General features: G+C 55.1%; 22 protein-coding genes and 2 pseudogenes. 13 read left to right on the forward strand and 11 right to left on the reverse strand.

The annotated features are described in order from the left end of the window. Positions 1-846 carry a patatin-like phospholipase family protein gene (locus tag Q1B15_RS15070; RefSeq protein WP_299755019.1) on the forward strand — a complete coding sequence of 282 codons (846 nt, stop codon included), beginning with the start codon at positions 1-3 and terminating at the stop codon, positions 844-846. A gap of 315 nt (positions 847-1,161) precedes the next feature. Here Q1B15_RS15070 and Q1B15_RS15075 read toward each other — a convergent pair whose 3' ends face one another. The 4 genes from Q1B15_RS15075 to Q1B15_RS15090 are packed head-to-tail and all read right to left on the reverse strand — an operon-like array spanning position 1,162 to position 5,215. Next, a complete protein-coding gene (locus Q1B15_RS15075; RefSeq protein ID WP_299755022.1) occupies positions 1,162-2,721 on the reverse strand; it encodes an ABC transporter permease subunit in 1,560 nt (519 codons plus the stop codon). Further along, the gene (locus tag Q1B15_RS15080) at positions 2,714-3,481 is read right to left on the reverse strand and encodes an ABC transporter ATP-binding protein (RefSeq protein ID WP_299755024.1); all 768 of its coding nucleotides are present in this window, start codon (positions 3,479-3,481) and stop codon (positions 2,714-2,716) included. Before Q1B15_RS15080 ends, Q1B15_RS15075 begins: the two co-directional genes overlap by 8 nt. Further along, a complete protein-coding gene (locus Q1B15_RS15085) occupies positions 3,481-4,452 on the reverse strand; it encodes an ABC transporter substrate-binding protein (protein WP_299755028.1) in 972 nt (323 codons plus the stop codon). The genes Q1B15_RS15080 and Q1B15_RS15085 overlap by 1 nt, the downstream gene beginning before the upstream one ends. A 25-nt stretch (positions 4,453-4,477) precedes the next feature. Beyond that, positions 4,478-5,215, reverse strand: a complete 738-nt coding sequence (locus Q1B15_RS15090; RefSeq protein ID WP_299755031.1) for a 5-formyltetrahydrofolate cyclo-ligase — start codon at positions 5,213-5,215, stop codon at positions 4,478-4,480. A 94-nt stretch (positions 5,216-5,309) separates the two neighbouring features. Between Q1B15_RS15090 and Q1B15_RS15095 the strand changes: the two genes are divergently transcribed. Continuing rightward, positions 5,310-6,158, forward strand: a complete 849-nt coding sequence (locus Q1B15_RS15095) for a MurR/RpiR family transcriptional regulator (RefSeq protein WP_299755033.1) — start codon at positions 5,310-5,312, stop codon at positions 6,156-6,158. Between the two features lie 176 nt (positions 6,159-6,334). Here Q1B15_RS15095 and Q1B15_RS15100 read toward each other — a convergent pair. After that, a pseudogene (locus Q1B15_RS15100) lies at positions 6,335-6,532 on the reverse strand (IS30 family transposase); the annotation flags it as partial. Positions 6,533-6,827: 295 nt separating this feature from the next. Between Q1B15_RS15100 and Q1B15_RS15105 the strand changes: the two are divergent. From Q1B15_RS15105 to Q1B15_RS15115, 3 genes are read left to right on the forward strand one after another with little or no spacing between them, the layout of a single operon-like run. Further along, positions 6,828-7,532, forward strand: coding sequence for an ABC transporter permease (locus tag Q1B15_RS15105; RefSeq protein WP_299755035.1), 705 nt, complete (start codon positions 6,828-6,830; stop codon positions 7,530-7,532). A 5-nt stretch (positions 7,533-7,537) separates the two neighbouring features. Continuing rightward, positions 7,538-8,233, forward strand: a complete 696-nt coding sequence (locus tag Q1B15_RS15110; RefSeq protein ID WP_299755075.1) for an ATP-binding cassette domain-containing protein — start codon at positions 7,538-7,540, stop codon at positions 8,231-8,233. After that, on the forward strand, positions 8,230-9,033 hold the full coding sequence (locus tag Q1B15_RS15115; RefSeq protein ID WP_299755038.1) for a substrate-binding domain-containing protein: 804 nt from the start codon (positions 8,230-8,232) through the stop codon (positions 9,031-9,033). The genes Q1B15_RS15110 and Q1B15_RS15115 overlap by 4 nt, the downstream gene beginning before the upstream one ends. Here Q1B15_RS15115 and Q1B15_RS15120 read toward each other — a convergent pair whose 3' ends face one another. From Q1B15_RS15120 to Q1B15_RS15135, 4 genes are read right to left on the reverse strand one after another with little or no spacing between them, the layout of a single operon-like run. Further along, a complete protein-coding gene (locus Q1B15_RS15120; RefSeq protein WP_299755041.1) occupies positions 9,034-9,525 on the reverse strand; it encodes a DUF6505 family protein in 492 nt (163 codons plus the stop codon). Next, complete coding sequence (locus Q1B15_RS15125; protein ID WP_299755044.1) at positions 9,522-10,223, reverse strand: biotin/lipoate--protein ligase family protein; 702 nt, start codon at positions 10,221-10,223, stop codon at positions 9,522-9,524. Before Q1B15_RS15125 ends, Q1B15_RS15120 begins: the two co-directional genes overlap by 4 nt. Then, positions 10,220-11,287, reverse strand: a complete 1,068-nt coding sequence (locus Q1B15_RS15130; RefSeq protein WP_299755046.1) for an Mrp/NBP35 family ATP-binding protein — start codon at positions 11,285-11,287, stop codon at positions 10,220-10,222. The genes Q1B15_RS15125 and Q1B15_RS15130 overlap by 4 nt, the downstream gene beginning before the upstream one ends. 1 nt (position 11,288) lies before the next feature. Then, positions 11,289-11,483, reverse strand: coding sequence for a DUF6494 family protein (locus Q1B15_RS15135; RefSeq protein ID WP_299755048.1), 195 nt, complete (start codon positions 11,481-11,483; stop codon positions 11,289-11,291). A gap of 77 nt (positions 11,484-11,560) precedes the next feature. Here Q1B15_RS15135 and Q1B15_RS15140 point away from each other — a divergent pair, with 77 nt between their 5' ends. Further along, positions 11,561-12,286 (forward strand): cytochrome c, encoded by a 726-nt coding sequence (locus Q1B15_RS15140; RefSeq protein WP_299755051.1) that lies wholly within the window; start codon positions 11,561-11,563, stop codon positions 12,284-12,286. On the opposite strand, the gene Q1B15_RS15145 is transcribed toward Q1B15_RS15140, so the two are convergent. Then, complete coding sequence (locus tag Q1B15_RS15145) at positions 12,280-14,229, reverse strand: 4Fe-4S binding protein (RefSeq protein WP_299755053.1); 1,950 nt, start codon at positions 14,227-14,229, stop codon at positions 12,280-12,282. The genes Q1B15_RS15140 and Q1B15_RS15145 overlap by 7 nt on opposite strands. A 299-nt stretch (positions 14,230-14,528) precedes the next feature. Between Q1B15_RS15145 and Q1B15_RS15150 the strand changes: the two genes are divergently transcribed. The 7 genes from Q1B15_RS15150 (at position 14,529) to Q1B15_RS15180 (ending at position 21,374) form a co-directional block, all read left to right on the forward strand. Further along, a complete protein-coding gene (locus tag Q1B15_RS15150) occupies positions 14,529-15,095 on the forward strand; it encodes a DUF3305 domain-containing protein (RefSeq protein WP_299755056.1) in 567 nt (188 codons plus the stop codon). Further along, positions 15,092-15,676, forward strand: a complete 585-nt coding sequence (locus tag Q1B15_RS15155) for a DUF3306 domain-containing protein (protein ID WP_299755059.1) — start codon at positions 15,092-15,094, stop codon at positions 15,674-15,676. Before Q1B15_RS15150 ends, Q1B15_RS15155 begins: the two co-directional genes overlap by 4 nt. Next, positions 15,673-16,281 carry a molecular chaperone TorD family protein gene (locus tag Q1B15_RS15160; protein WP_299755061.1) on the forward strand — a complete coding sequence of 203 codons (609 nt, stop codon included), beginning with the start codon at positions 15,673-15,675 and terminating at the stop codon, positions 16,279-16,281. The genes Q1B15_RS15155 and Q1B15_RS15160 overlap by 4 nt, the downstream gene beginning before the upstream one ends. A gap of 57 nt (positions 16,282-16,338) precedes the next feature. Further along, a complete protein-coding gene (locus Q1B15_RS15165; protein WP_299755064.1) occupies positions 16,339-16,527 on the forward strand; it encodes a twin-arginine translocation signal domain-containing protein in 189 nt (62 codons plus the stop codon). Positions 16,528-16,620: 93 nt separating this feature from the next. Next, complete coding sequence (locus Q1B15_RS15170; protein WP_299755067.1) at positions 16,621-19,506, forward strand: formate dehydrogenase subunit alpha; 2,886 nt, start codon at positions 16,621-16,623, stop codon at positions 19,504-19,506. 12 nt (positions 19,507-19,518) lie between these two features. Next, positions 19,519-20,112 (forward strand): formate dehydrogenase FDH3 subunit beta, encoded by a 594-nt coding sequence (gene fdh3B / locus Q1B15_RS15175; protein ID WP_299755069.1) that lies wholly within the window; start codon positions 19,519-19,521, stop codon positions 20,110-20,112. 77 nt (positions 20,113-20,189) lie between these two features. Then, positions 20,190-21,374 carry a formate dehydrogenase subunit gamma gene (locus Q1B15_RS15180; RefSeq protein ID WP_299755072.1) on the forward strand — a complete coding sequence of 395 codons (1,185 nt, stop codon included), beginning with the start codon at positions 20,190-20,192 and terminating at the stop codon, positions 21,372-21,374. A gap of 249 nt (positions 21,375-21,623) precedes the next feature. Here the strand turns inward: Q1B15_RS15180 and Q1B15_RS15185 are convergent. Next, positions 21,624-22,098, reverse strand: a pseudogene (locus Q1B15_RS15185) (DDE-type integrase/transposase/recombinase); the annotation flags it as partial.

Consider the following 22,098-nt stretch of genomic DNA (forward strand, 5'->3'; position numbering starts at 1 on the left):
ATGACATCTCAACCCACAATTGGACTTGCACTTGGCGGTGGCGCTGCGCGTGGAATTGCTCACATCGTGGTGCTTGAGGCTTTTGATCAGTTAGGCATAAAGCCCGATTTCGTTGCTGGTTGCTCTATCGGAGCATTGCTTGGCGCTGCATATGCCTCCGGCATGAGCGCCGCCGAGATACGTGATCATACATTGTCAGTTCTCGGCACGCCCGCAAAGGCTGCGCGGCAGCTGTTTTGGTCAGGCAGCAATCGCTCCGCATCCAGACCGATCAATCTGTCGTTTTCCCGGCCAATCTCACTCAATGGTCTTGGTATTGTGCAGTTGGTCTCTCCGCCCGGGATGGCCAAGCGCGTTGAAGACACGCTCATTCCGCTCGCAATCAGCACGACGGATTTTTACACCGCAACGGAAGTGACGATCGAAACCGGTGACCTTGAAACAGCGGTCGCCGCATCAATCGCAATTCCGGGTTTGTTTTCGGCCCCAAAGCTCAATGGCAAAGTCTTAATCGACGGAGCCTATACCAACCCAGTCCCGATGGATCAGGTGCGCAGAAAAGGGTGTGGTTTGCTGATTGCTGTAGACGTGACCGGGACCCCTCGACCTCAAAGCAGGACTTCCGACCCGGGGCCAACCGAGCTTCTTCTGGGGGCTACTCAAATCCTCCAAAAACAAATCACGAAGCTACAAAGCGAATTTTCCAAACCAGACATCCTAATATCGCCGAATATTGACCATTTCGGTGCGCATGACTTCTTGAAGATCAAGGAAATCCTGAAAGCGGCCGAACCGGAACGCGAACGTCTGAAACGCCGCTTAGAGAGGCTCTTGTCGGGCATGTAGGACGGCGAAATAATCCCATAGGCGGCTGAGAAACAATATTTTTAATAGAAACGCTCGGATGCAAAGAGCGGTGACACTGGTGTCATTCAAATCGAACTGATTGAACATCCCCAATTCACGAATGACCGCACTGCGAAAGCAGAAAGCGTGGCATCGGGATGGTGGGCAGACGGCGTCTCTGGGCCAAAAAAGCAGACCGGACAGACAGTGCCGCCATCGGTTTTTCAATCCGACTTAAACGGGTCGACTTTGTTTAGTTGGTGGTGAAAGTGGCAAGATCTATCTTGTTGAAGGCGTTCGCTTGGGTTGATGGCTTCATTCTGCGGTTTTCATGCCTAAATGCTGCAGTACTCTACGTTCAATAACAACGACTAACTGGTACAGGGCGACGGACAAGAGCACCGAGACGCATGCAACCGTCCAGATCATCCCGAAATCCAGATAGCCGCGCGATTGGTTCAGCAAATTGCCAAGTCCACGTCCGGTGGCCAGCCACTCTGCAATCATGACGCCAAGCAAAGCCCTCGGGACCGTAAGACGCGTGGCGGCAAATAGATAAGGAAGGGATGCTGGGATCGTGACCATCCGCATTTCTTGCCAGGCCGTTGCACCGTAAGCGCGCGGTAGATCATGTGCGCTGCGCGGAACTAGCGCTATTCCTTGAGCCAGGGTGACGAAGGCGGGAAAGAACGTCACCGAGATGGTTACCCAAAGCGTCAGAGAGGTGCCTCGCCCAAAGATGAGCACCAGCAGTGGAGTTAGTGCGACCAGTGGCATCGTTTGCGTAACAAGCGCTACAGGCATGAAGGCACGAATGGCGTTTGGGAACAGCCGCGTTGAGATTGCCAACAGGAAGGCAAAGCCAATGCCAGCGGCCATGCCCACTAATGTGATCGGGAGGGTCTCTGCCAAAGCCTGCAATAGCTTTGCCTGTGCAACGGGAGCCGTCTTTGCCAAAAACAGATAATCGATCACCCCCCACGGTGTTTTCGCGATCATTGCGGGCACGCCTGTCAGTGCGATGAAGACCCACCACAAAAGGAAAGGAAGGGATACAATACCAACCAGCATCGCGATCCGGTGCAGTGGCGACGCAGGAAGCACTGCACCGCCCGGTGCTGCTGTGTTCAGCGTTACAGCGCGGCTTGCTCCCAGCAAGCGCCGTGCAATCAGCGCAAAGATCAGATAGCCCACACCCGCAATTGCGGTTGCGATCAGTCCGATGCCCCAAAGCCTGTCTGGTTCTCCACGACCAAGCGACCCAAGCAGGTAGGTTCCAAGGCCCCAGCGTCCTCCTCCGCCAAATTCGGCCAGAATTGCACCCAATACCGCGTTTGGAGCAGCAATCTGAAAGCCCGTGATAATGGTGGGCAACGCGCCGCGCATTTGGACCAGCCGCAGAATGCGCCAACGACTACCGCCATACGCCCGAACCACATCGCTGACCCGATTGTCTGACTGGCTCAGCCCGATCACGGTCGCTGTCATGGTGACGAAGTAGACGGCCAATGCGGCAAGGACGACGCGAGGTGCCATGCCTGACAGGGTAAGCACGAGGATTGGTGCAATGGCGATGGGCGGTAACGCAAAAATGGCGATGTTCACGCCCCGAAATAAGCGTAACAATGTCGGTGACATCGCGAAAGCCACCCCTGCTATCAGCGCCACCGCATTGCCGATCAGGAACCCCAGTCCAGAGGCATAGAGTGTGGCCCAGATGTGACGCGGATAATCGGCGCGATCTTCCCAAAGGCGGATCAGGATTTCTGAAAACCCCGGCAACGCACCGCTTGCGACCAGCTCAAGGCGGCCTGCTATCTCCCAAATCAGAAGAAGGATTACGATATTACGCAGACCTGTGGGCACCCTAGCCATGCAGCACCGAAGCGATCCGATCTGTCAGCGCATGGAACCTTGGATTTGAGAACAAGTCAGGATGGCGGGGACGCTCAAAAGGGACGTCAACTGTTTCGACAATCCGACCTGGATTTGCGTGCATCACAGCGACACGGTCGGCCAGAAAAATGGCCTCATCTATACCGTGGGTGACAAGCAGGGCCGTCGAGCTTGTCTCCTGCCAGACACGTTGCAGCTCAACGTTCATCTGACGGCGCAAGATTTGATCCAATGCACCGAAGGGTTCGTCCATGAACAAGACGCTGGGCTTTGTGACAAGCGCGCGGGCAATAGCAACGCGCTGGCGCATGCCCCCGGAAAGTTCACCGGGGAGCGAGTTCTCAAACCCCTTCAACCCCACAAGCTCAATCATCGCCTGCACTTGGGCCGCGTGGGCCTTGCGGTTCAGCCCGATGACCTCCAGCGGCATCTCGACATTGCGACGCACGCTGCGCCACGGCAGCAGTGCGGAGTCCTGAAATGCAACGCCAGTCTTACCAGATCTCGCAGCCACCACAGGCGGTTCGCCATTGATCAAAACGTCGCCGGCATCCGCGGTCTCTAGCCCCAAAGCGATGCGCAGAGCTGTCGACTTGCCGCAGCCGGACGGGCCGATCAACGCGGTGAAGGACGCAGGTGGACAGTGCAGCGTCACATCGCGCAACGCCTCAACCGTCCTTCCGCGTCCTTCAAAGATCTTGCCGACCCCGGAAAGGGAAATCCCGTCCGGGGTGGTCATCAGATTTCTTCAAGCAAGGTTGTGTCGAACATGTCGCGCGAACCGACGATGCCAACTTCAGCCAAAGCACCGAGGTTTGCTTCGATGCCTTCTTCGGTCATCGCAAAGACTCCCGCTGGGTTTTCCATCAACGGCTTTTGAGCTCCGTTGAAAAAGACCTCGTTATCGATGGTCCGTCCGGTACCTGCAAAATGTGTATCTGCCCACTTTGGCGGCCAAACGGTTGTGTCAGCGTTGTTTTCAACCCAGCCCTTGCGGCTAGCGCGCAACCAAGCGACCAGCTCCGCGCGTTTGGTGTTCAGAATTTCGTCGGTCACCACGACAGTGTCGTTATAGGTCGTATAGCCAAAGTCATAAAGAAGGAACGACGTGGCCTCGGCCCCTTGCTGGCTGATTGTGTAGGGAACGTTGGTTGTAAAATCGAGGCTCGCATCGATCTCGCCTTTGATCAACGGGGTCGGGTCATAGGCGTAAGGGACGATGTTCACGTCGCTGGGAGCAATGTTGTTCAACTTCAGCATTGCTTCGACAGAAATCACGTTTACCGGAGGCACAGCAAGAGTCTTGCCGACTAGATCGGTGGGTGAATTGATGCCGCTGCCAACCAGCGACACGATTCCGATAGGGTTCTTTTGGTACTGTGCGCCGATGATCTTGAAGGGCGCGCCCTGATCAACAATCGCTTTGATCGTTGTGTCTGGTGTGGTCAGTGCCAGATCGGCGCGACCCGCGATGATGGTGCTTTCAGGGATCACATCAGGGCCGCCAGACAGATAGGTAAGGTCCAGACCCTCGTCGGCATAATACCCTTGGTCCATGGCTAGGAAATAGCCTGCAAATTCGGCGTCATTTATCCACGCGGCCTGCATGGTCATTGGCGTCGCAGCCATGGCTCGCATCGGAAGGGCTGATGCAGCGGCTGCGGCACCAACAGTGCCCAAGAAATGGCGGCGGTTTAGTCTTAATGTCATGTCATTCGTCTCCTGTTGGATGGTGTCAGGCAAGGCCTTGGATGCGCTGCAATTCCTGCAGCGGTGGTGTTTGAGCGATTTGTTTGGGTTCCAACAATGGCCACTTTACGCCGCTAGGGCGTTTGGCGCGGCGTTCCACTGTATACATCTGTGTCGGGGTCGCGATCTTGTCGACCAAAATGTCGGTCTCGGACGGCTGCAGCTGATCGTCGACCATTTGTATATCATGTACGACGGCCATCACCGGAGTTGTCTCATCGACCAAACCGAGGTCGGTAAACATGCCCCATTCCAGATCAAAGAACCCGTGCCCTTTGCCGAAACGAACACCGTTCTTGGAGACGGCAGAAGCTCCCGTCACCATCAGGTCAAAGCGACCGCGTTTCGCAATTTCTTCCAACGTGATCGGAGTGCCGAAGTGCTCCATCCCGTCCAGCCAAGAGGCGTAGAGCGCGGCACCCTCTGGAACATTTTCAGGTTCCATCAGAACAAAGCCTCGATAAATGCCATAGGTTGACATCACGAAGGGCTTGCCATCTTCGATCATGCGGCGGCGCAGGTCGGCAAGACAGTTGTCGGGCGTGATAAAGGCGAAGTTAGATGCAGTGTAAGCGTCTTCCGCGACCAAGTGGTCGGTTGCCATGTCTGATCCTTCGAAATCGGGGATGACTTCGGCGAAATTCAGATGGAACCGCGTATCGGGCTTTGCAACATCGCGCAGTTTTGTCCAAATCCGTTCTCGGATGACCTTTGATGTAGACATTGCGATTCCTTCGCGTTTCAGTGTTTCATAATAATGAAACTTTTGTTTCAATGGTCAAGTTGAATCTGAGAACGACACAGGATATTCCTTTTTCATGGCATCACGACTCATCCTCCGCATTCACGAAAAACAGGCGCGTCTCACCAGCAGCGAACAAAAAATCGCTAGCGTTTTATTTGAAAATCAGGGCCTTATAGAAACTCACACCGCGACGGAACTTGCCAATATGGCTGGAGTGTCCAAAGCGACGACGGCCCGTTTTTTTCGCAGCTTGGGATATGTTGATTTTGAGGAAGTCCGCCTGCAAGCGCGCGAAGAGCGCGATCGGACGCAGCCCTATGCCCAAAGAGAAAGCGCCCCTGATCAGGTTATTCTGGGCCGGTCCATTGTCGACCACTTGGATCTTGAGCTCCGCAACTTGACCCGCACTTTTGAAGAACTGCGCTCAGACCGGCTGCCAGAGGTCGCCGAAATCCTGTCAACTGCACCACGGATTTGGTTCTTAGGTTTCGGTGCCGAAGATGGCGTGGCACGCATTGGCAAGACGCTTTTCTCGCGATTGCGACACGATGTGCACTATCTCGATGGTGCAGGGCAGGATTGGGCCAGCGATTTGGCGATGATGGGCCCGCGTGATGCACTTGTACTCGTATCGCTGGAGACACGACCAAAGCTTTTACGCTCCTTGCTGGCTTACGCGCGGACATCCAGGATGCGCATCATAACAATCACTGATCATCGCTATCAGGCGCAGGCGGAACGTTTCTCTGAAACGGTTTTGCCTTGCCACGTCGCAAGCTACGGCATGCTCAACACCCATGCGACAGTGGTGTCTATGTTGCGTTTACTTGCGATTGCTTTTGTTGGGAAGAATGCTGTCACGGTGAAGCAAAGGGCCGAAACGCTTGATGCAATTGTTGAGGAACTTGATCTGCTGGAGTGACAACGCAGCCCATCAACTCCTGAGACTTGACCGTCTTATGACACGAGGCGGAGCGGGAGCAGAAACTGCATCTCGGCCTGAATTCTTCTCGGTAGATTTGGGCCGCCCCAATCGGCGCCAATTGGCTGCTCGTTCGAAAATGTGGACACGGTACCTGGTGAGTCTTGGCGGCGGAGTCAACCGATCGACGCAATACACTCAGCAAATGTCTCTGCTGGGGTTTGGTATTGCAGGGTCTCTCTAGGCCGTTCGTTGAGCTGCCTGGCAATCGCACTTAGCTTTGCTTGCGAATGGACAGACAGATCGGTTCCGCGCGGCAGATATTGCCTCAGCAGCCGGTTGATATTTTCATTTGAGCCGCGTTGCCACGCATTGCCTAGCAGGCACTGCTTGCAGCGATGAGAGAGAGGCCTCCACGGCATCACATCAGGGTGCTATTTCCTGCGGTGATGTTGCGAAGTGCATCAGAAGGGGGCGGTAGGCAGTCGCTCGCCACAAGTGAAATGCTATCGCGGTGCATCTACGATCCCGATGTGTCCTAAAAAATGGCTGAGAACGAATTTGAACCATCACGGGACCTGGCAACTGCCCGACCCAGATTGGCTATTGTATTATATTCTTAAAAACCGGACCTTAGATTCTCCGCAATAAAGCAAGTGCAATGCGTCCATGGTTGAAATTTTAGAGGGTCTGAAAGCAGCATTTTTCCTGGTCATCACATTTGACGCCGAGCTTTGGGAAATTAGCCTGCGGTCGTTGCGTGTCACCCTGACAGCACTATTGATTGCCTCGCTCATCGCGATCCCACTGGGAACGTATCTCGCGGTGCAACGCTTTCGGTATCGCCGATTTGTGATATCTTTCATCAACGCGCTGATGGGTCTGCCGCCTGTGGTTGTTGGGTTGGTCGTCTACATTTTGTTGTCACGCTCAGGGCCATTCGGAGTGCTCAACCTGCTGTTTACTCCGACAGCCATGATCATCGCCCAAGTCATCATCATCACGCCCGTGATCGCATCGATTGCACATCAATCCATGCGCGAACTTTGGGCTGAATACCATGATTTGCTGATCTCGCTGAATGCCTCCAAAAGGCAACGTATACTGACGCTGATCTGGGACGGCAGGCGAAATTTGTTAACCGCTGCACTTGCCGGATTTGGACGCGCGATTGGTGAGGTGGGCGCGATTATGATTGTGGGTGGCAATATCGATCATGTGACCCGCGTTTTGACCACGGCCATTGCCCTCGAAACGGGAAAAGGTGATTTTGCGCTCGCTCTTGGTCTTGGCTTTGTCTTGATTGGGCTGGCGATCTTGGTGAACCTCGCGATCCATACGTTATCGCAGACTGAGCAGGAGGGACGCTGGTGACACAGATGTTCCCACTCACCCTTCACCAAGTGCTGGTGCGCCGAAGCGGCAAGGTTGTTATTGGCCCGACCGATCTTGTGCTTCCGCCCGACGGTCCAACGATCATTATAGGGCCAAACGGGTCGGGTAAGACGACGGTGTTGCGCGTGATGCATGGGATTGAACGGGTCACAAGTGGAACAGTGACTTGGCAGCATGATGATCCATCGCAGCACGCCTTTGTCTTTCAGTCGCCAATCGTCTTGCGGCGATCGGTTTGTGAAAATCTTGCCTATCCGCTGCGCCTTATCAAAACGCCGAAGCCCGAAATTAAGCAAGCGGTGGATCATTGGCTAGAGCGCATTGGTCTCAGCGATGCTCGTCATAGCCCAGCGATGCGGCTGTCAGGCGGAGAGCGGCAAAAGCTCGCCATTGCACGGGCCCTTATTCGCAAACCGCAGGTGCTGTTTCTGGACGAGCCATGCGCGAACCTCGATGGCCACGCCACGCGCGAGATCGAGGCGCTGCTGCAAGAAGCCTCTGCAGCCGGAACCCGACTTGTGATGTCGACCCACGATATGGGGCAGGCCCGTAGACTTGCGCGGGATTTAGTCTTTATGCTGGATGGCAAAGTACATGATGTCAGCGGTGCAGAGGCTGCATTCACGCGTCCAGCAACCAAAGAGCTGGCGGCGTTTTTAAGAGGGGATATTGTGATATGATCAGAAGTGCTCTGGCGGTTATCGTCGCGTTTTGGGCTATGGCCAGTGCGGCTGATGAGATGCGTTTGGCGGTAACCACGTCTTTTGATAGCTCGGGATTGGCGGATGTGCTGTTGCCTGCCATTCAGGATGATCTTGACCTAGACGTGCAGTTGCTTGTCGTTGGAACCGGACAAGCGCTGCGACTGGGCGAAGCCGGCGATGTCGATGCAGTTTTGGTCCATTCCCAAGTGGCCGAAGAGGCCTTCGTTGCCGCAGGCCATGGTACTCACCGGCGCGAGATTATGTACAATGATTTTGTCTTGATCGGCCCCACGACAGATGCGGCAAGCATTGCAGATGCAGCCAGTGCCGCAGATGCATTGCAACGTATCGCTAACGCTCAGCCGATTTTCGTCAGTCGTGGCGATGACAGTGGGACTCACAAGGCCGAGTTGGCGGTTTGGGCGCAAGCTGGCTTTGATGTGGGTGCATTTGATAACTGGTATCGCTCGGTAGGCGCTGGCATGGGCCACGCGTTGAACACCGCCGCCGCAATGGATGCCTATGTCCTATCAGATCGGGCCAGTTGGCTGAACTTTGCCAATAAAGCTGGACTGGCGCTGCTTTATTCCGGTGATCCCGCGCTGTTTAACCAATACGCGTACCTCCCTGTGAACCCCAATAAGAACGACAATGTCCGCAGTGATTTGGCAATGGCGCTTGAAAATTGGCTGACAAGTCCCCGCGCTGAGGCGTTGATCAACGGCTATTCCATCAATGGTGAAACGCTCTTTGTTTTTAACGCTAAACCAGGGTGATCAGTGTTGAGGTGGTTCATCGAGTGATCCATGCACCGCAAACTGGTTCAGGTCCGCGTCCTGAGGTTCGATGACACGGTACGCCTCTTTGATCCCGGCTTCGGTGAGTTCGCGCGCCACTGTGAGCAGCGTATTTGGTGCATGATCGGCACAAAGCTCTGCCATTTGGTTGATTTCTTCCATAGCCACGTTGCGTGCAGCATCAAGCGATGGCGCACCGTAGATATCAACAAAGTGTTGCGCAAGCAGACCCGCGATTGCGTCTTGTTCTTGTGGTTCAATCTGGGTGACGGCGACAAAGCTGACCCTGCCGAAGGTCTCGCACCCCATCCAGCCGTTCGCAAAAGCCTGTCTGGCTTTGCCGACAAGATCGGCCTCTCCCCAGTTTGAAAATTCAAACCCTCCCGAAATGCACCATTCGCCTGTGCGCGCCGGATTGTGGAACACGCGAGAGTCGCTTTCGTCAAAATGTATTGCGCGGGCAAGTATCATATGGGCCTCGTCAGATGACCAGTGAGGGGGACAAGTATTGTCTTTTCATCAACCTTCAGCAAAAGGCCAAGGTTTTCATCAAGCCCGCTGTAGGTGCCGGTTTGGCCAGCGACTGTGATCTCGCCCTCTAATCCATGGGCAAGTCCAGACCATTCACGATGAAGTTGTGCGGTGCCGGTGTCAGCCCACGCATTGATCCCAACAAGCGTATGGCGCACCCATGCTTCGAGCAAGGCAACTGCGTCAACCTCGGCGCAGCCTTCGGCATAAAGGGCCGTGTCATCCGGCGTCAGGCCAGTGTCGTCACTGACGGGCCACAAGGCCAGTGTTAGATCGATGACCAGCCAATCGGGCTCATCCTCTGGCTGACCGGATGCCGCCATATGCATAGCCCCACATCGCCCGCCATTGATATAAATCGTTCCATCCCAACCCAAATGCACACCCACTTCAGGTGGTGCGAGCGCGCCGAGTGCGTTCTGAAATCCGACCCCGCATATCGGCAGCATTACAGCTGCCCTCGCCAATGAGACATCGGGGGCAAAAACGATCGCCGCACGTAAAGTGTTTGGCGCAAGATCGTAGATCACAAGACCCGCATCGCAACCTGCCTCAGCCGTCGCACAGGCCAGCGCAAACGGATCATTGCCGTTCGCATCCCGGCCAGTAAAGAGCGGTGGAAACGACGGTGTGATCATGCGTGACCCTTGGCAATCAGATCGCGGGCCAGATTGCGGAATGCTGCGGCTTGGCTGCTGTCGGGCTTAGACACGACAATAGGCGCACCACCATCCGCAGCGAGCCGGATATCCATATGCAGCGGGATTTCTGCCAACAAAGGAACACCGAGTTTTTCGGCTTCTTTCGCCACGCCGCCGTGCCCGAACGTATGTTCCTCGTGCCCGCAGGCCGAACATATATGGGTCGACATGTTTTCGATCATTCCAATCAGCGGTGTGCCCAATTGGTTGAACATATCGATGCCCTTGCGCGCATCAAGCAAAGCGATGTCTTGCGGCGTCGAAACGATAATTGCCCCATCCAGCTGTGACTTTTGCGCAAGCGTCATCTGCACGTCACCGGTGCCTGGGGGTAGATCGACGATCAGCACATCCAGCGCGCCCCATTGCACTTGGGTCAACATTTGTTGCAGCGCCCCCATCAGCATTGGACCGCGCCAGACAACAGCCTGGTCTTCATTTGCCATCAAACCCAGCGACATCATGGTGACGCCGAAATTGCGCATTGGCAGGATCGTTTTACCATCTGGTGAGGCAGGCCTGCCCGAAACCCCCAACATGCGCGGCTGGCTTGGACCATAGACATCCGCATCCAGCAAACCAACACGACGCCCTTCGGCGGCAAGCGCACAGGCAAGGTTGGATGCAACAGTGGATTTCCCGACACCACCTTTGCCGGATGCAACGGCGATAATGCGGTCAACACCCGGGATCTTTTCAGGGCCACTTGGCGCGCCCCCGCGCTGTGGCTTGAGGTCGGGTGGCGCTGCGGGCGCACTATGTGCGGTCATGACAACCGATACAGATGCGACACCGTCGCGCGCTTTGATCTTGGCCTCGGCATCATCCTTGAGGGCAGTATAGGCCTCTGCATGGCTGCCGTTGACCTCCATGACAAAGCGCACATTGCCATCGTCGACCGTGAGGGCTTTGACGATCCCGGCTTCGGTAATTGATGTCCCACTGATCGGATCAATGATGTCTTTGAGGATGGACAGGACTGTCTCGCGGGTGATGGCCACGTTAGGATTGCCCTTCGATTGAGCCAGTGACAATGTGTTCAAGCTCCAGCCCGTCAATCGTCAGAACAACTTTGGCCTCAAAGCTGCGCCCACTGGTGTCGCCGGCTTTGCGCAGGGCTTGTTCGATGGCCTGTTGCGAAGTGACGCCGACCTGCTTGAGGAACTTGCGCATCGACATGTTAAAATCGTCGCTCATTGGGATGTTTCCATATTGCTTGACCGCTTTGCCGACTGCCACCTAGTCTCTGCGCAGTTCAAAACGGGATGGTTGATGTGAAGTTTGCGGCACTCTTGCTCTTTTTGATTCTGCCCGGCCATGTGTTGGCGCAGGACCGGGAGTTCACGTTGTCTGCCCCTGATGAAATTGTCCAGTCCGGGTTTCTGCAGCATCTGTTGCCGCGATTTTCGCTGAAACACGGTGTGCGGATTAAACAAGTTGCCGACGGTGGCGATGTGGCGATCGGCGCAGAGGGCTTGCCTGTCTTTGTCGGTCTGGGCACGGTTTGGCACGTCACGCAAAACGACGCAGACGGGTCCAGCCTTTTTATAGATTGGTTGTTGTCGGGCATCGGCAAGCGCACGATTGCAGGGTTCCAACCCGACGGTGTGCCACTTTTCACGGCCAAGATTGTTGTTGAGGTTGCCATCGCTGACATCGCATTTGACGGCGACCCGGTTCAGGGTCAGGCTTTGGCGCTGGCGCGTTGCGGGCGTTGTCATGTGGTAAACGAGACCAACCGGATGAATGGGATGGGCCAAGCGCCGTCTTTTGCCGTAATGCGCGGCATTACCGATTGGCGAAATCGGTTCGCCACATTTTATGTGCTGAATCCACACCCCAGCTTTACACAGGTCGCAGGCATCACGCCGCCTTTTCCTGCCAATCTGCCGCCTGCCATTGTCCCGATTGAAGTTACCCAAGACGAGTTGGAGGCGATTCTCGCTTACGTGGCAACAATTGCCCCGGCCGATCTTGGCGCCCCATTGCAAAATCAGTGATCCTTGCGCTTGGACAGATAGTCGTCGGTAGTGCGCGGACGCGGCCTCTCGCCTGATGCGAACGGATTATCATCTGAATGGTACTGAGCGTTGATGCGGCAATTGTCGCACATTTGGATCATCCTCGCGGCGTCTGGGTTCTTGAACATCGCATGGTTTCCTGCCAACTTTTCTGAGATCTTTTCGACCGTCGATTTAACGCCGAAAAGGCTGCCGCATTCTATGCAGGCAAAGGGTTCTTCTTCGTTTAAAACTGACTGGGTAAATGCAGCATCGGTCAGATCAAACTGCGGCTGCAAAGTGATTGCTTTTTCGGGACATACATTGGCGCAAAGTCCACATTGCAGGCACGCGTCCTCTTGGAACCGAAGTTGCGGCAGATCAACGTTGTCGCCCAAGGCGCCAGACGGGCAGAGTGACACACAGGCCAAGCACAGCGTGCAAGCGGCTGTATCGACAATGACAGCGCCATAAGGCGCGTTTGCTGGCAACGGCAGTGTCACGGCATCGGGATTGAGGGCCTTTGCCGACAATCGCGCAATTTGCCTGCGTGTTCCAAGGGGTAGGATTGGGCTTGCGATCGCTGTCATAGGTGCGTTCCCAAACAGATGATCGGATAGCGCGTCAGGGTCCACCAAATCAAGCAATGCGACCGTTCCCGGTGAAATCGCATTGGCCAATTCTGCTTGCGGCACTAACGCGTCACGTTCTGTTTTGGGTGCCAACAAAATATCAACGCGGGCAAAGCCACTGGCCAGTGCGCCAACCATCTCTGCGTGGCCAAACCCGGCCAAGGCTTCGACCTCCATGGGGATCACATGCGCTGGCAATCCACGGCCATAACGCGCGCTTAGGCTGATCATCTGTGCGCCGTGATCGTCATGAACCAAAAGTGTGGCATCTTTTCCGCCTGCGGCGCGATAACTGCTTGCCAACGTATGGATCCGGCGAAAGACAAAGTCGGACGACGGCGCATCATAGCTGATCGCACCTGATGGGCAGACGGCAGAACATGCGCCACATCCCGCACAGATCATCGGATCGATGCTGACATGCTCACCGGCCGAGACAATAGCGCCCGTCGGGCACACATTCAGGCAATTTGAACACGCAGGCTTTTCGGCGCGCGAATGCGCACAAAGGCTGGGCTCCATACGGATATAAAACGGCTTTTCGAAAGTGCCGACCAGCTGGCTTGCGGCAAAGATAGCATCCGCCACAGCACCCTGGCCTTTGGGGTCGGCCCGCAGGTATCCATCACGCTTCTCTGGGGCGGGAAAGAGGGGGACACCGCCCGTGAGATCAAGAATGATATCGCAGTAAGACAAAGCACCATCCCGCGCCGGGGTCATCGCAGGTGTGCCACGCCCGCCTGAGACACTTTGCTGAAATTCATTGATGCGGACCTCAAATCGTCCAAGTGTTCCAGTGGCTTGATGCAAATTTCCAACGACCGTATCGTAGCTTTGCGTCGGAATAATCTCTGCGCCCGGGGCCAGCAGCACGGTGACAGACAGCGCCTCCCCAAGCTTTTCTGCGGCTGACAGTGCAACATCGGTCGTTCCAACAATCAGACAGGTGCCTTCTGTGATAATATCAAACGACTTCTGTGCCGGTGGGATCAAAGCAGCATCTGCAATCAGTGCGGCCATCTTTGGCGTTGTATCGCCGGCGTCATCTGTCCAGCCAGCACGGTCGCGGATGTCGACGAAATCAGGCGCGCTGGCGTCCATCTCTTCGGCAAGTGCGACGAAACGATGTGCTTCTTGCTGGCAGGCAATCACGACATCGCCCTGCGCAATCGCTTTGGCTGCGATGTCTATCTGATCGGTGCATAGGCTTGAATAACACGTGGCGCAGCGTAGGCCAGTGGCCACTTCCAAAGCAGCAGCGTCCAAATTCTGAGATACGAGGCAGTCACACACCAACAATGTTTTCGACATGGTTTTCCTCGATTTTCAAGAACGCAAGGCGCATCGCAGCTAGACAGGAAAATACAGGACAGTAAACTAAAATTTCTGCGCGATTGTGACGCTGCGACCTTCGCAGTTGCAGCAATTGAAACAATTCCCTGCCCCATGATCGCACATATCGTTATGTAAGCATTTGTTCTTGAAGGACTTTGGGAATGCTGCACTACGGCATCATTTCCCTGCGATGTTTCGGACAAAAAAGTGTCTTTGCGTTTCGCAGATTATGGGTCAATATGGCTCTAAGAAATAAGTACCAACAGGGCTCTCTCTTGAAGTTTGAATACCCTCACTCATTGTCGATACCACTCGGCGTTGTCGTCAAGCGGTCAGCCGGTGTAACCCGGTGGGTTAAGTATGCTTGGAAAGCTTCAGCCGTGTTGCCGGGCGCCGGACCCGCCGATTGGAAAGTGCTGCGAAGCGATGGCGATGTCACCGAATTCCATGCAGCAACGCTTCCTTTGACGCTCTATGTCTCTGATGCAGAAGCCTACGCGCACGAGCTTCAAGCGCGGACACCCTCAGTATACGCGATCTTGCGGCCCAGCGATGTAGGCGAGGTTGCGCCATGGACTGTCGCACTTGTCACGGCTTCCCCTTATGAGGCGCAGGATTATTGCGATTCCGCAGAGGAATTGGTAGAAAAGATTCCAATGCCAGATGGACTTTGCGCATGGATTACTGCGTTTGTGGAAAAACACTACGAGGAAGAGGCGTTTGTAAAACGTCGCCGGAACAAAACCCGGGTTGATCAAAGCCAAGATGGAATTGGCGACCCGCGCATCCGTCAAGTCAGCGATGTCTATCGTGCGCCGCGCCGCAAAGAGGTGCTGAATTGAGCGAAGTCCTGTCGTCATGGTCACGCCGTCGCGCAGCCGTCGCGGCCGAGGCTGAAAGGGAAGACGTTGCAGCACGTGAAGCTGCTCTTGCGCTAGAGCAAGACGCGCTGGCAGAGAAATCTGACGAAGATATACTTGAAGAGCTTGGCCTGCCTGATCCGGACAGCCTTGGGCTGGGCGATGACTTCAAAGCGTTCATGTCCAAATCCGTGCCGGAACATCTGCGCAAACGTGCGCTGCGCAAACTGTGGCGGAGCAATCCTGTGCTGGCCTGTGTTGACGGGCTTAATGATTACGACGACGATTATTTGGCCCAAAGTCTTGGCCAAGGTGTGATCAAGACCTCTTATCAGGTTGGCAAGGGCATGTTGGCCCATTTGTTGGAAGTTGAGCGCCTCAAAGACGCCGAGCCCAAAGTTGCGAAGATTGAGGCCGCGGTTGAGGATGACGTGGTGGAGGTTGTCGCCGAGGCAATGGATGAGTGGACTGCCGTAACCGACGAAGTCGCTGCGGTTGATGAAGAGTCAGCGCCATTTGCGCCCCGCCGGATGCGGTTTCAGTTTGAGGATGATACCGCATGAATGTTGCCGCCGCCGTCGCAGAAGTCCCAGAGGAAGATCGGCTGCGCGCGGACCTTTACAACTATTTGGGTCTAATGCTTGCAGGTCCGCCTGATCAGCTGTTGTTGGATCAATCAGCCGCGCTCACCGGCGATGAGACAGACCTTGGACAAGCGATCAATGGGTTGGCGCGGGTTGCGAAGATATCAAAGCCGAAGGCTGTGCAGACCGAGTATAATGCCCTGTTCATTGGTCTTGGCCGGGGGGAGTTGTTGCCCTTTGCGAGCTACTATCTCACAGGGTTTTTAAATGAAAAGCCACTGGCAAACTTGCGCGCAACCATGGCTGATTTTGGCATGACGCGCGCAGACGGCGTGTTTGAGCCAGAGGATAACATCGCTTCATTGATGGAAATGATGGCAGGTATGGTCGTTGGGCGCTTTGGGCGGGTGGCAAGCGTGGCCGAGCAACAGACATTCTTTAACTTGCATATTGGCACGTGGGCTACACACTACTTCAATGACCTGCAGGGGGCCAAATCATCAATCCTTTACGCATCTGTCGGTGCGGTCGGATTGGCCTTCATGGAGATCGAAAAAGAAGCATTTCGCATGACCGCAAGCTGACGGGCTTGCCGCATAACCGGTGGGGACGCCCGCCAAATAAGAAAAGGGAGACATCCTATGACCGATAAAAAAGCAGGCGCGAGCCGCCGTGACTTTCTGAAACTGGCCGGGACCGCCGCACCGGCAGCCGCTGCCGTGGCAGCAGGTGGCGCGACACAAGCCGCTGCCGAACCTGCAGATCTTTCATCAGAGACGATGCAAGATACCGATCACACACGCGCGTATTTCGAAAGTACACGTTTTTAGGCAAGTGTCATGGCCGCTGTCATGGTCGACTAGGGCCATCACCGAGCGGCCAACAAGAGATCATCCGGTAAGATCGGATAAGGGAGGAAGAGAATGCTGAGGAAAAAGACCAACGGGTATACACGCCGGTCCGGTCGTTCACCGATTACGGTGAACAAAGGTTCCAACGGAATTGATCGTCGCGGTTTCTTGCGCGGATCAGGCCTTGCGATCGGTGGTTTGGCCGCAATCGCGGCAACGGGTGGTACAGTTACCCAAGCGACAGCACAAACTGCCGCGACCCGTGCAGTTGAAATAATTAAATCAGTCTGCACGCACTGTTCGGTAGGTTGCACGGTTATCGCCGAAGTCGATAATGGTGTTTGGACAGGGCAAGAGCCCGGCTGGGACAGCCCGTTCAACCTCGGTGCCCATTGCGCCAAAGGCTCTGCGGTGCGTGAACACGCACATGGGGAACGCCGTCTGAAATACCCGATGAAAAAAGAAAACGGCGAATGGGTGCGCATCAGCTGGGAAACCGCGGTCACCGAGATCGGCGACGGCATGATGAAAATCCGCGAAGAAAGCGGGCCGGATTCTGTCTACTGGCTTGGTTCTGCCAAGCACAACAACGAGCAGGCTTATCTGTTCCGCAAGTTTGCTGCCTATTGGGGCACCAATAACGTCGATCACCAAGCGCGGATTTGTCACTCGACCACTGTTGCCGGTGTGGCAAATACATGGGGCTACGGTGCCATGACGAACAGCTACAACGACATCCATAACTCCAAGGCGATCTTTTTGATCGGGGGCAACCCAGCCGAGGCACACCCAGTGTCACTGCTGCATATGCTCAAAGCCAAAGAGCAAAATAACGCACCGTTGATCGTGTGTGATCCTCGTTTTACGCGGACTGCAGCGCATGCTGATGAGTATGTCCGCTTCCGGCCTGGCAGCGACGTCGCTCTGGTTTGGGGTATCCTGTGGCACATCTTTGAAAATGACTGGCAGGATAAAGAATTCATCCGGACGCGTGTTTGGGGGATGGACCAGATCCAGGAAGAAGTGGCCCGCTGGACGCCCGAAGAGGTTGAGCGCGTCACCGGCGCACCCGGCAGCCAGCTGGAACGTGTCGCGCGAACCCTTGCAAACAACCGCCCCGGCACTGTGATTTGGTGCATGGGTGGCACGCAGCACACCAACGGTAACAACAACACCCGCGCCTATTGCATCCTACAGCTCGCACTTGGGAATATGGGCACCGCTGGTGGCGGCACCAACATTTTCCGTGGCCACGACAACGTGCAGGGTGCAACTGACCTTGGTGTTCTTGCTGATACGCTGCCAGGCTACTACGGCCTGTCTGCTGGATCATGGGCACATTGGGCCCGGGTTTGGGAAGAAGACCTTGATTGGCTCAAAGGCCGGTTCTCACCTGAAACGGTGGGCGACACCGCGATGATGAACCTCACGGGAATTCCGGTCAGCCGTTGGATTGATGGCATTTTGGAAGATGCGGCGGACATCGATCAACCCGATAACGTGCGCGCCATGGTGCTTTGGGGCCATGCGCCAAACAGCCAAACCCGTCTGAAGGAAATGAAAACGGCGATGGAGAAGCTCGACATGCTTGTCGTGGTTGACCCATATCCGACTGTGTCGGCGGTGCTGCAAGATCGTGAAGACGGTGTTTACCTGCTGCCAGCGTGCACGCAATTCGAAACACGCGGCTCTGTGACAGCGTCAAACCGGTCGCTTCAGTGGCGCGACAAAGTGGTCGAACCACTGTTTGAATCGCTGCCGGATCATACGATCTTGGCAATGTTCTCGGAAAAGTTCGGCTTCCACGACAAAATCTTCCGCAACATTGCGATTGATGAAGGTGGCGAGCCGAACGTCGAAGACATTACCCGCGAATTCAACCGCGGCATGTGGACCATCGGTTATACTGGCCAAAGCCCAGAGCGTCTGAAGATGCACATGGCGAACCAACACACCTTTGACCGCACATCGTTGCGTGCCATTGGTGGACCGGCAGATGGGGACTTTTACGGTCTGCCTTGGCCAAGTTGGGGCACACCCGAGATGAACCACCCCGGCACCGCGAACCTTTATGACATGTCATTGCCGGTTGCCGAAGGTGGTCTGACCTTCCGCGCCCGTTTTGGTGTGGAACGTGACGGTGACAATCTATTGGCCGAAGGTGTCTTTACACCGGGGTCGGAGATCGAGGATGGCTATCCAGAATTCACCATGCAGATGCTGATGGATCTTGGATGGGACGGTGATCTGACGGCTGATGAGCGTGCCGCTATTGATGCGGTTGCCGGTCCGAAAACCAACTGGAAAACCGACCTTTCGGGTGGGATTCAGCGAGTTGCAATTGCCCATGGCTGCGCCCCCTTCGGCAATGCCAAGGCCCGTGCCGTCGTCTGGACCTTCCCGGACCCGGTGCCTACACACCGCGAGCCGCTCTATTCGAACAGACGCGATTTGGTGGCCGATTATCCGACCTACGAGGACAAGAAGTTCTGGCGCGTTCCGACCATGTACGCCTCGATCCAGAAAAATGACTTCTCGAAGGAATATCCGATAATTCTGACGTCAGGTCGTTTGGTCGAATACGAGGGTGGCGGCGACGAAAGCCGCTCGAACCCATGGCTTGCCGAATTGCAGCAAGACATGTTCGTCGAGATCAACACACGTGACGCCAATAACTTGGGCGTGCGTGATGGTGCGCAGGTCTGGGTTGAGGGCCCCGAAGGTGGCAAGGTCAAGGTTATGGCCATGGTCACCGAACGGGTCGGTGAAGGCGTCGCATTCATGCCGTTCCACTTTGGTGGACACCTGGAAGGTGTTGATCTAAGGGATAAATATCCAGAAGGGGCCGATCCGTTTGTATTGGGTGAATCCTCCAACACAGCACAAACATACGGCTATGACAGCGTAACCCAGATGCAAGAGACCAAAGCGACTCTTTGCAAAATCTGGACAGCATAAGGGAGAAGTAGAATGGCTAGAGCAAAATTTCTCGTCGATGCTGAACGCTGCATTGAATGCAACGCTTGCGTCACCGCCTGTAAAAACGAGCATGAGGTGCCGTGGGGTATCAACCGCCGTAAGGTCGTCACCATCAATGACGGCTCACCGGGGGAACGGTCGATCTCGGTCGCGTGTATGCACTGTTCGGACGCGCCGTGTATGGCCGTCTGTCCGGTCGATTGCTTCTATCAAACCGACGATGGTGTTGTGCTGCACTCCAAGGACTTGTGCATCGGGTGTGGTTACTGCTTTTACGCGTGTCCGTTTGGTGCGCCGCAGTTCCCGCAGGCGGGCAACTTTGGATCGCGCGGCAAGATGGACAAATGCACTTTCTGCGCCGGTGGCCCTGAAGAAAACAACTCCAGTGCGGAGTTCGCGAAATATGGGCGTAACAGGATTGCTGAGGGCAAATTGCCGATTTGCGCCGAAATGTGTGCAACTAAGGCTTTGCTCGCAGGTGACGGTAACATCGTTTCCGATATTTATCGCGAGCGTGTTGTCGCCCGTGGCTTTGGCTCGGGTGCATGGGGTTGGGGTACAGCTTACAACCAAAAAGGCGGCTAACCGCCACTTTGCAATGCATGAAAAGGGGCGGCCTTCACAGGGCCGCCCTTCTTTGATCTGACAAAGAGGAATTTCCGATGCTGCGTCTTATGACCCTTTTTGCTTTGCTTTGGACCCTTGCTGCGCCTGTCGCGGCACAAGACGTCATAGACACGCCGCGCGCATCCACCGGCGGGGCACAAACACTCGAGGACATCCTGCGCCGCCAAGAGGGTCAGGTCATTGACGACAGTTTTCGCAGTGATGTTACGGGAAATCCTGACTTAGCCGCACCGATGACAGAGCAATTGGGTACTTTGGGCGGCGCATCGGACCCTGATCTGTGGCGGGCGTTCCGTTATAGCAATGCTGATATTACCACCCAAAACCGCGGCCCGGCATCGACCACGTTGATTCAAGATGGAGGCATGTGGTGGTTGCTCTTTCGCAAAGGCCCTTTGCTGCAAATGACAGCTTATCTGCTTGGTGGGACACTTTTGGCATTGGCGCTGTTCTATTTGATCCGGGGGCGCATCCGTATTGATGGCCAAAAAACCGGCCGGACAATCACCCGCTTTAAAGCCTTCGAGCGGTTCGGTCATTGGCTACTGGCATCATCATTCATTATTCTTGGTCTGACAGGTTTGATCTCGCTTCTTGGACGTAAAGTGCTGATACCAGTCTTCGGCCGTGATGCGTTTTCGGTTTTGGCTACTGGCAGCAAGTGGGTGCATAACAACGTGTCATGGGCCTTTATTGTGGCGCTCGTGATCATTTTTGTCGTCTGGGTTGCGCACAATATTCCTGACCGTACTGATCTAAATTGGCTTGCCAAAGCAGGCGGTCTTTTCGGTGGCTCACACCCGCCGGCCAAGAAATTCAATGCGGGTCAGAAACTGATCTTCTGGGCCGTGATCATTCTGGGCGGATCCATTTCGGTCACGGGCGTTTCACTTCTTTTCCCGTTTGAATTCAACATGTTTGGGCATACATTCTCGACCCTCAATAGCTGGGGTGTGCCGGGATGGGTTGGCATGCCCGATCTCCCGTATCCACTTCAGCCGCAAGAAGAAATGCTATACGCACAACTTTGGCACGCGATCGTTAGTCTGGTTCTGATGTCGATCATTATTGCACATATTTATTTGGGTTCAGTGGGAATGGAAGGTGCGTTTGATGCAATGGGCAAGGGTGAAGTCGAAGAACAATGGGCGCGCGAACACCACAGCATTTGGGCCGAAGAGGTCCTGAAATCAGAGCCATCCAAATCCGAGGCATCGTAACATGAAAGCTTTTCTTGTCTCTTTGATCGCATTGGTGGTCATTTCAGTTGGTGCAAATCAACTGCTCGTGCGCGTCGGGCCATCCAGCGCTGACGCTGGTACTTCGGTCCAAAATGTACGTCTTTCAGACTAAGGAAAATGGCTCGGATAAACCATACCATCCATTGGGTTGCGTGCCGCACATAAGACCTCAGTAGGTGCTGTCAGACGAATGCACACTGGTCCTTACCAGGACAGTGGGACTGCCCTTTATGCCGAGCCAAGACCGCGCAACTCAACGAGAGCAGCGGTTCGGTTCAGCTTAAAACTGTCTCTGCTGTAAAGCGCGCGTTCGTGGTTGAAATGGATGCGCACCGAGGCTTGAGCGGTGTCAAATTTTTGCAAACTTCCCATTCCCCGAGGGCGGAGCATAGGGGTTCCCGTCGTCGAAAAGGAAGATGTGAATTCTCAGCTTGGTTGTTCAGCCCGCGTCCCGTTTCTTGCTTCTGCGCGTTGCCTATGACTTTCATCGCAGCACCGTAGGATCGTAGCCTGTCGGGCACGAGGACTTCCGAATGCCGTGCCGGTTTATTGTTTTTCGCAGGAATTTCAATGCGGCTTTGCAATCCCGGCGCTTCGTGACGTAGCTTTCTAGTACTTCGCTTTCGTGATCAAGAGCGCGCCAAAGGTAGTGCATCTCGCCGTTGATTTTCATGAAGACTTCGTCCACATGCCATCGCCAGTT

Origin of the sequence: uncultured Boseongicola sp. (genome assembly GCF_937988555.1) — a bacterium.
Lineage (GTDB): Bacteria > Pseudomonadota > Alphaproteobacteria > Rhodobacterales > Rhodobacteraceae > Boseongicola.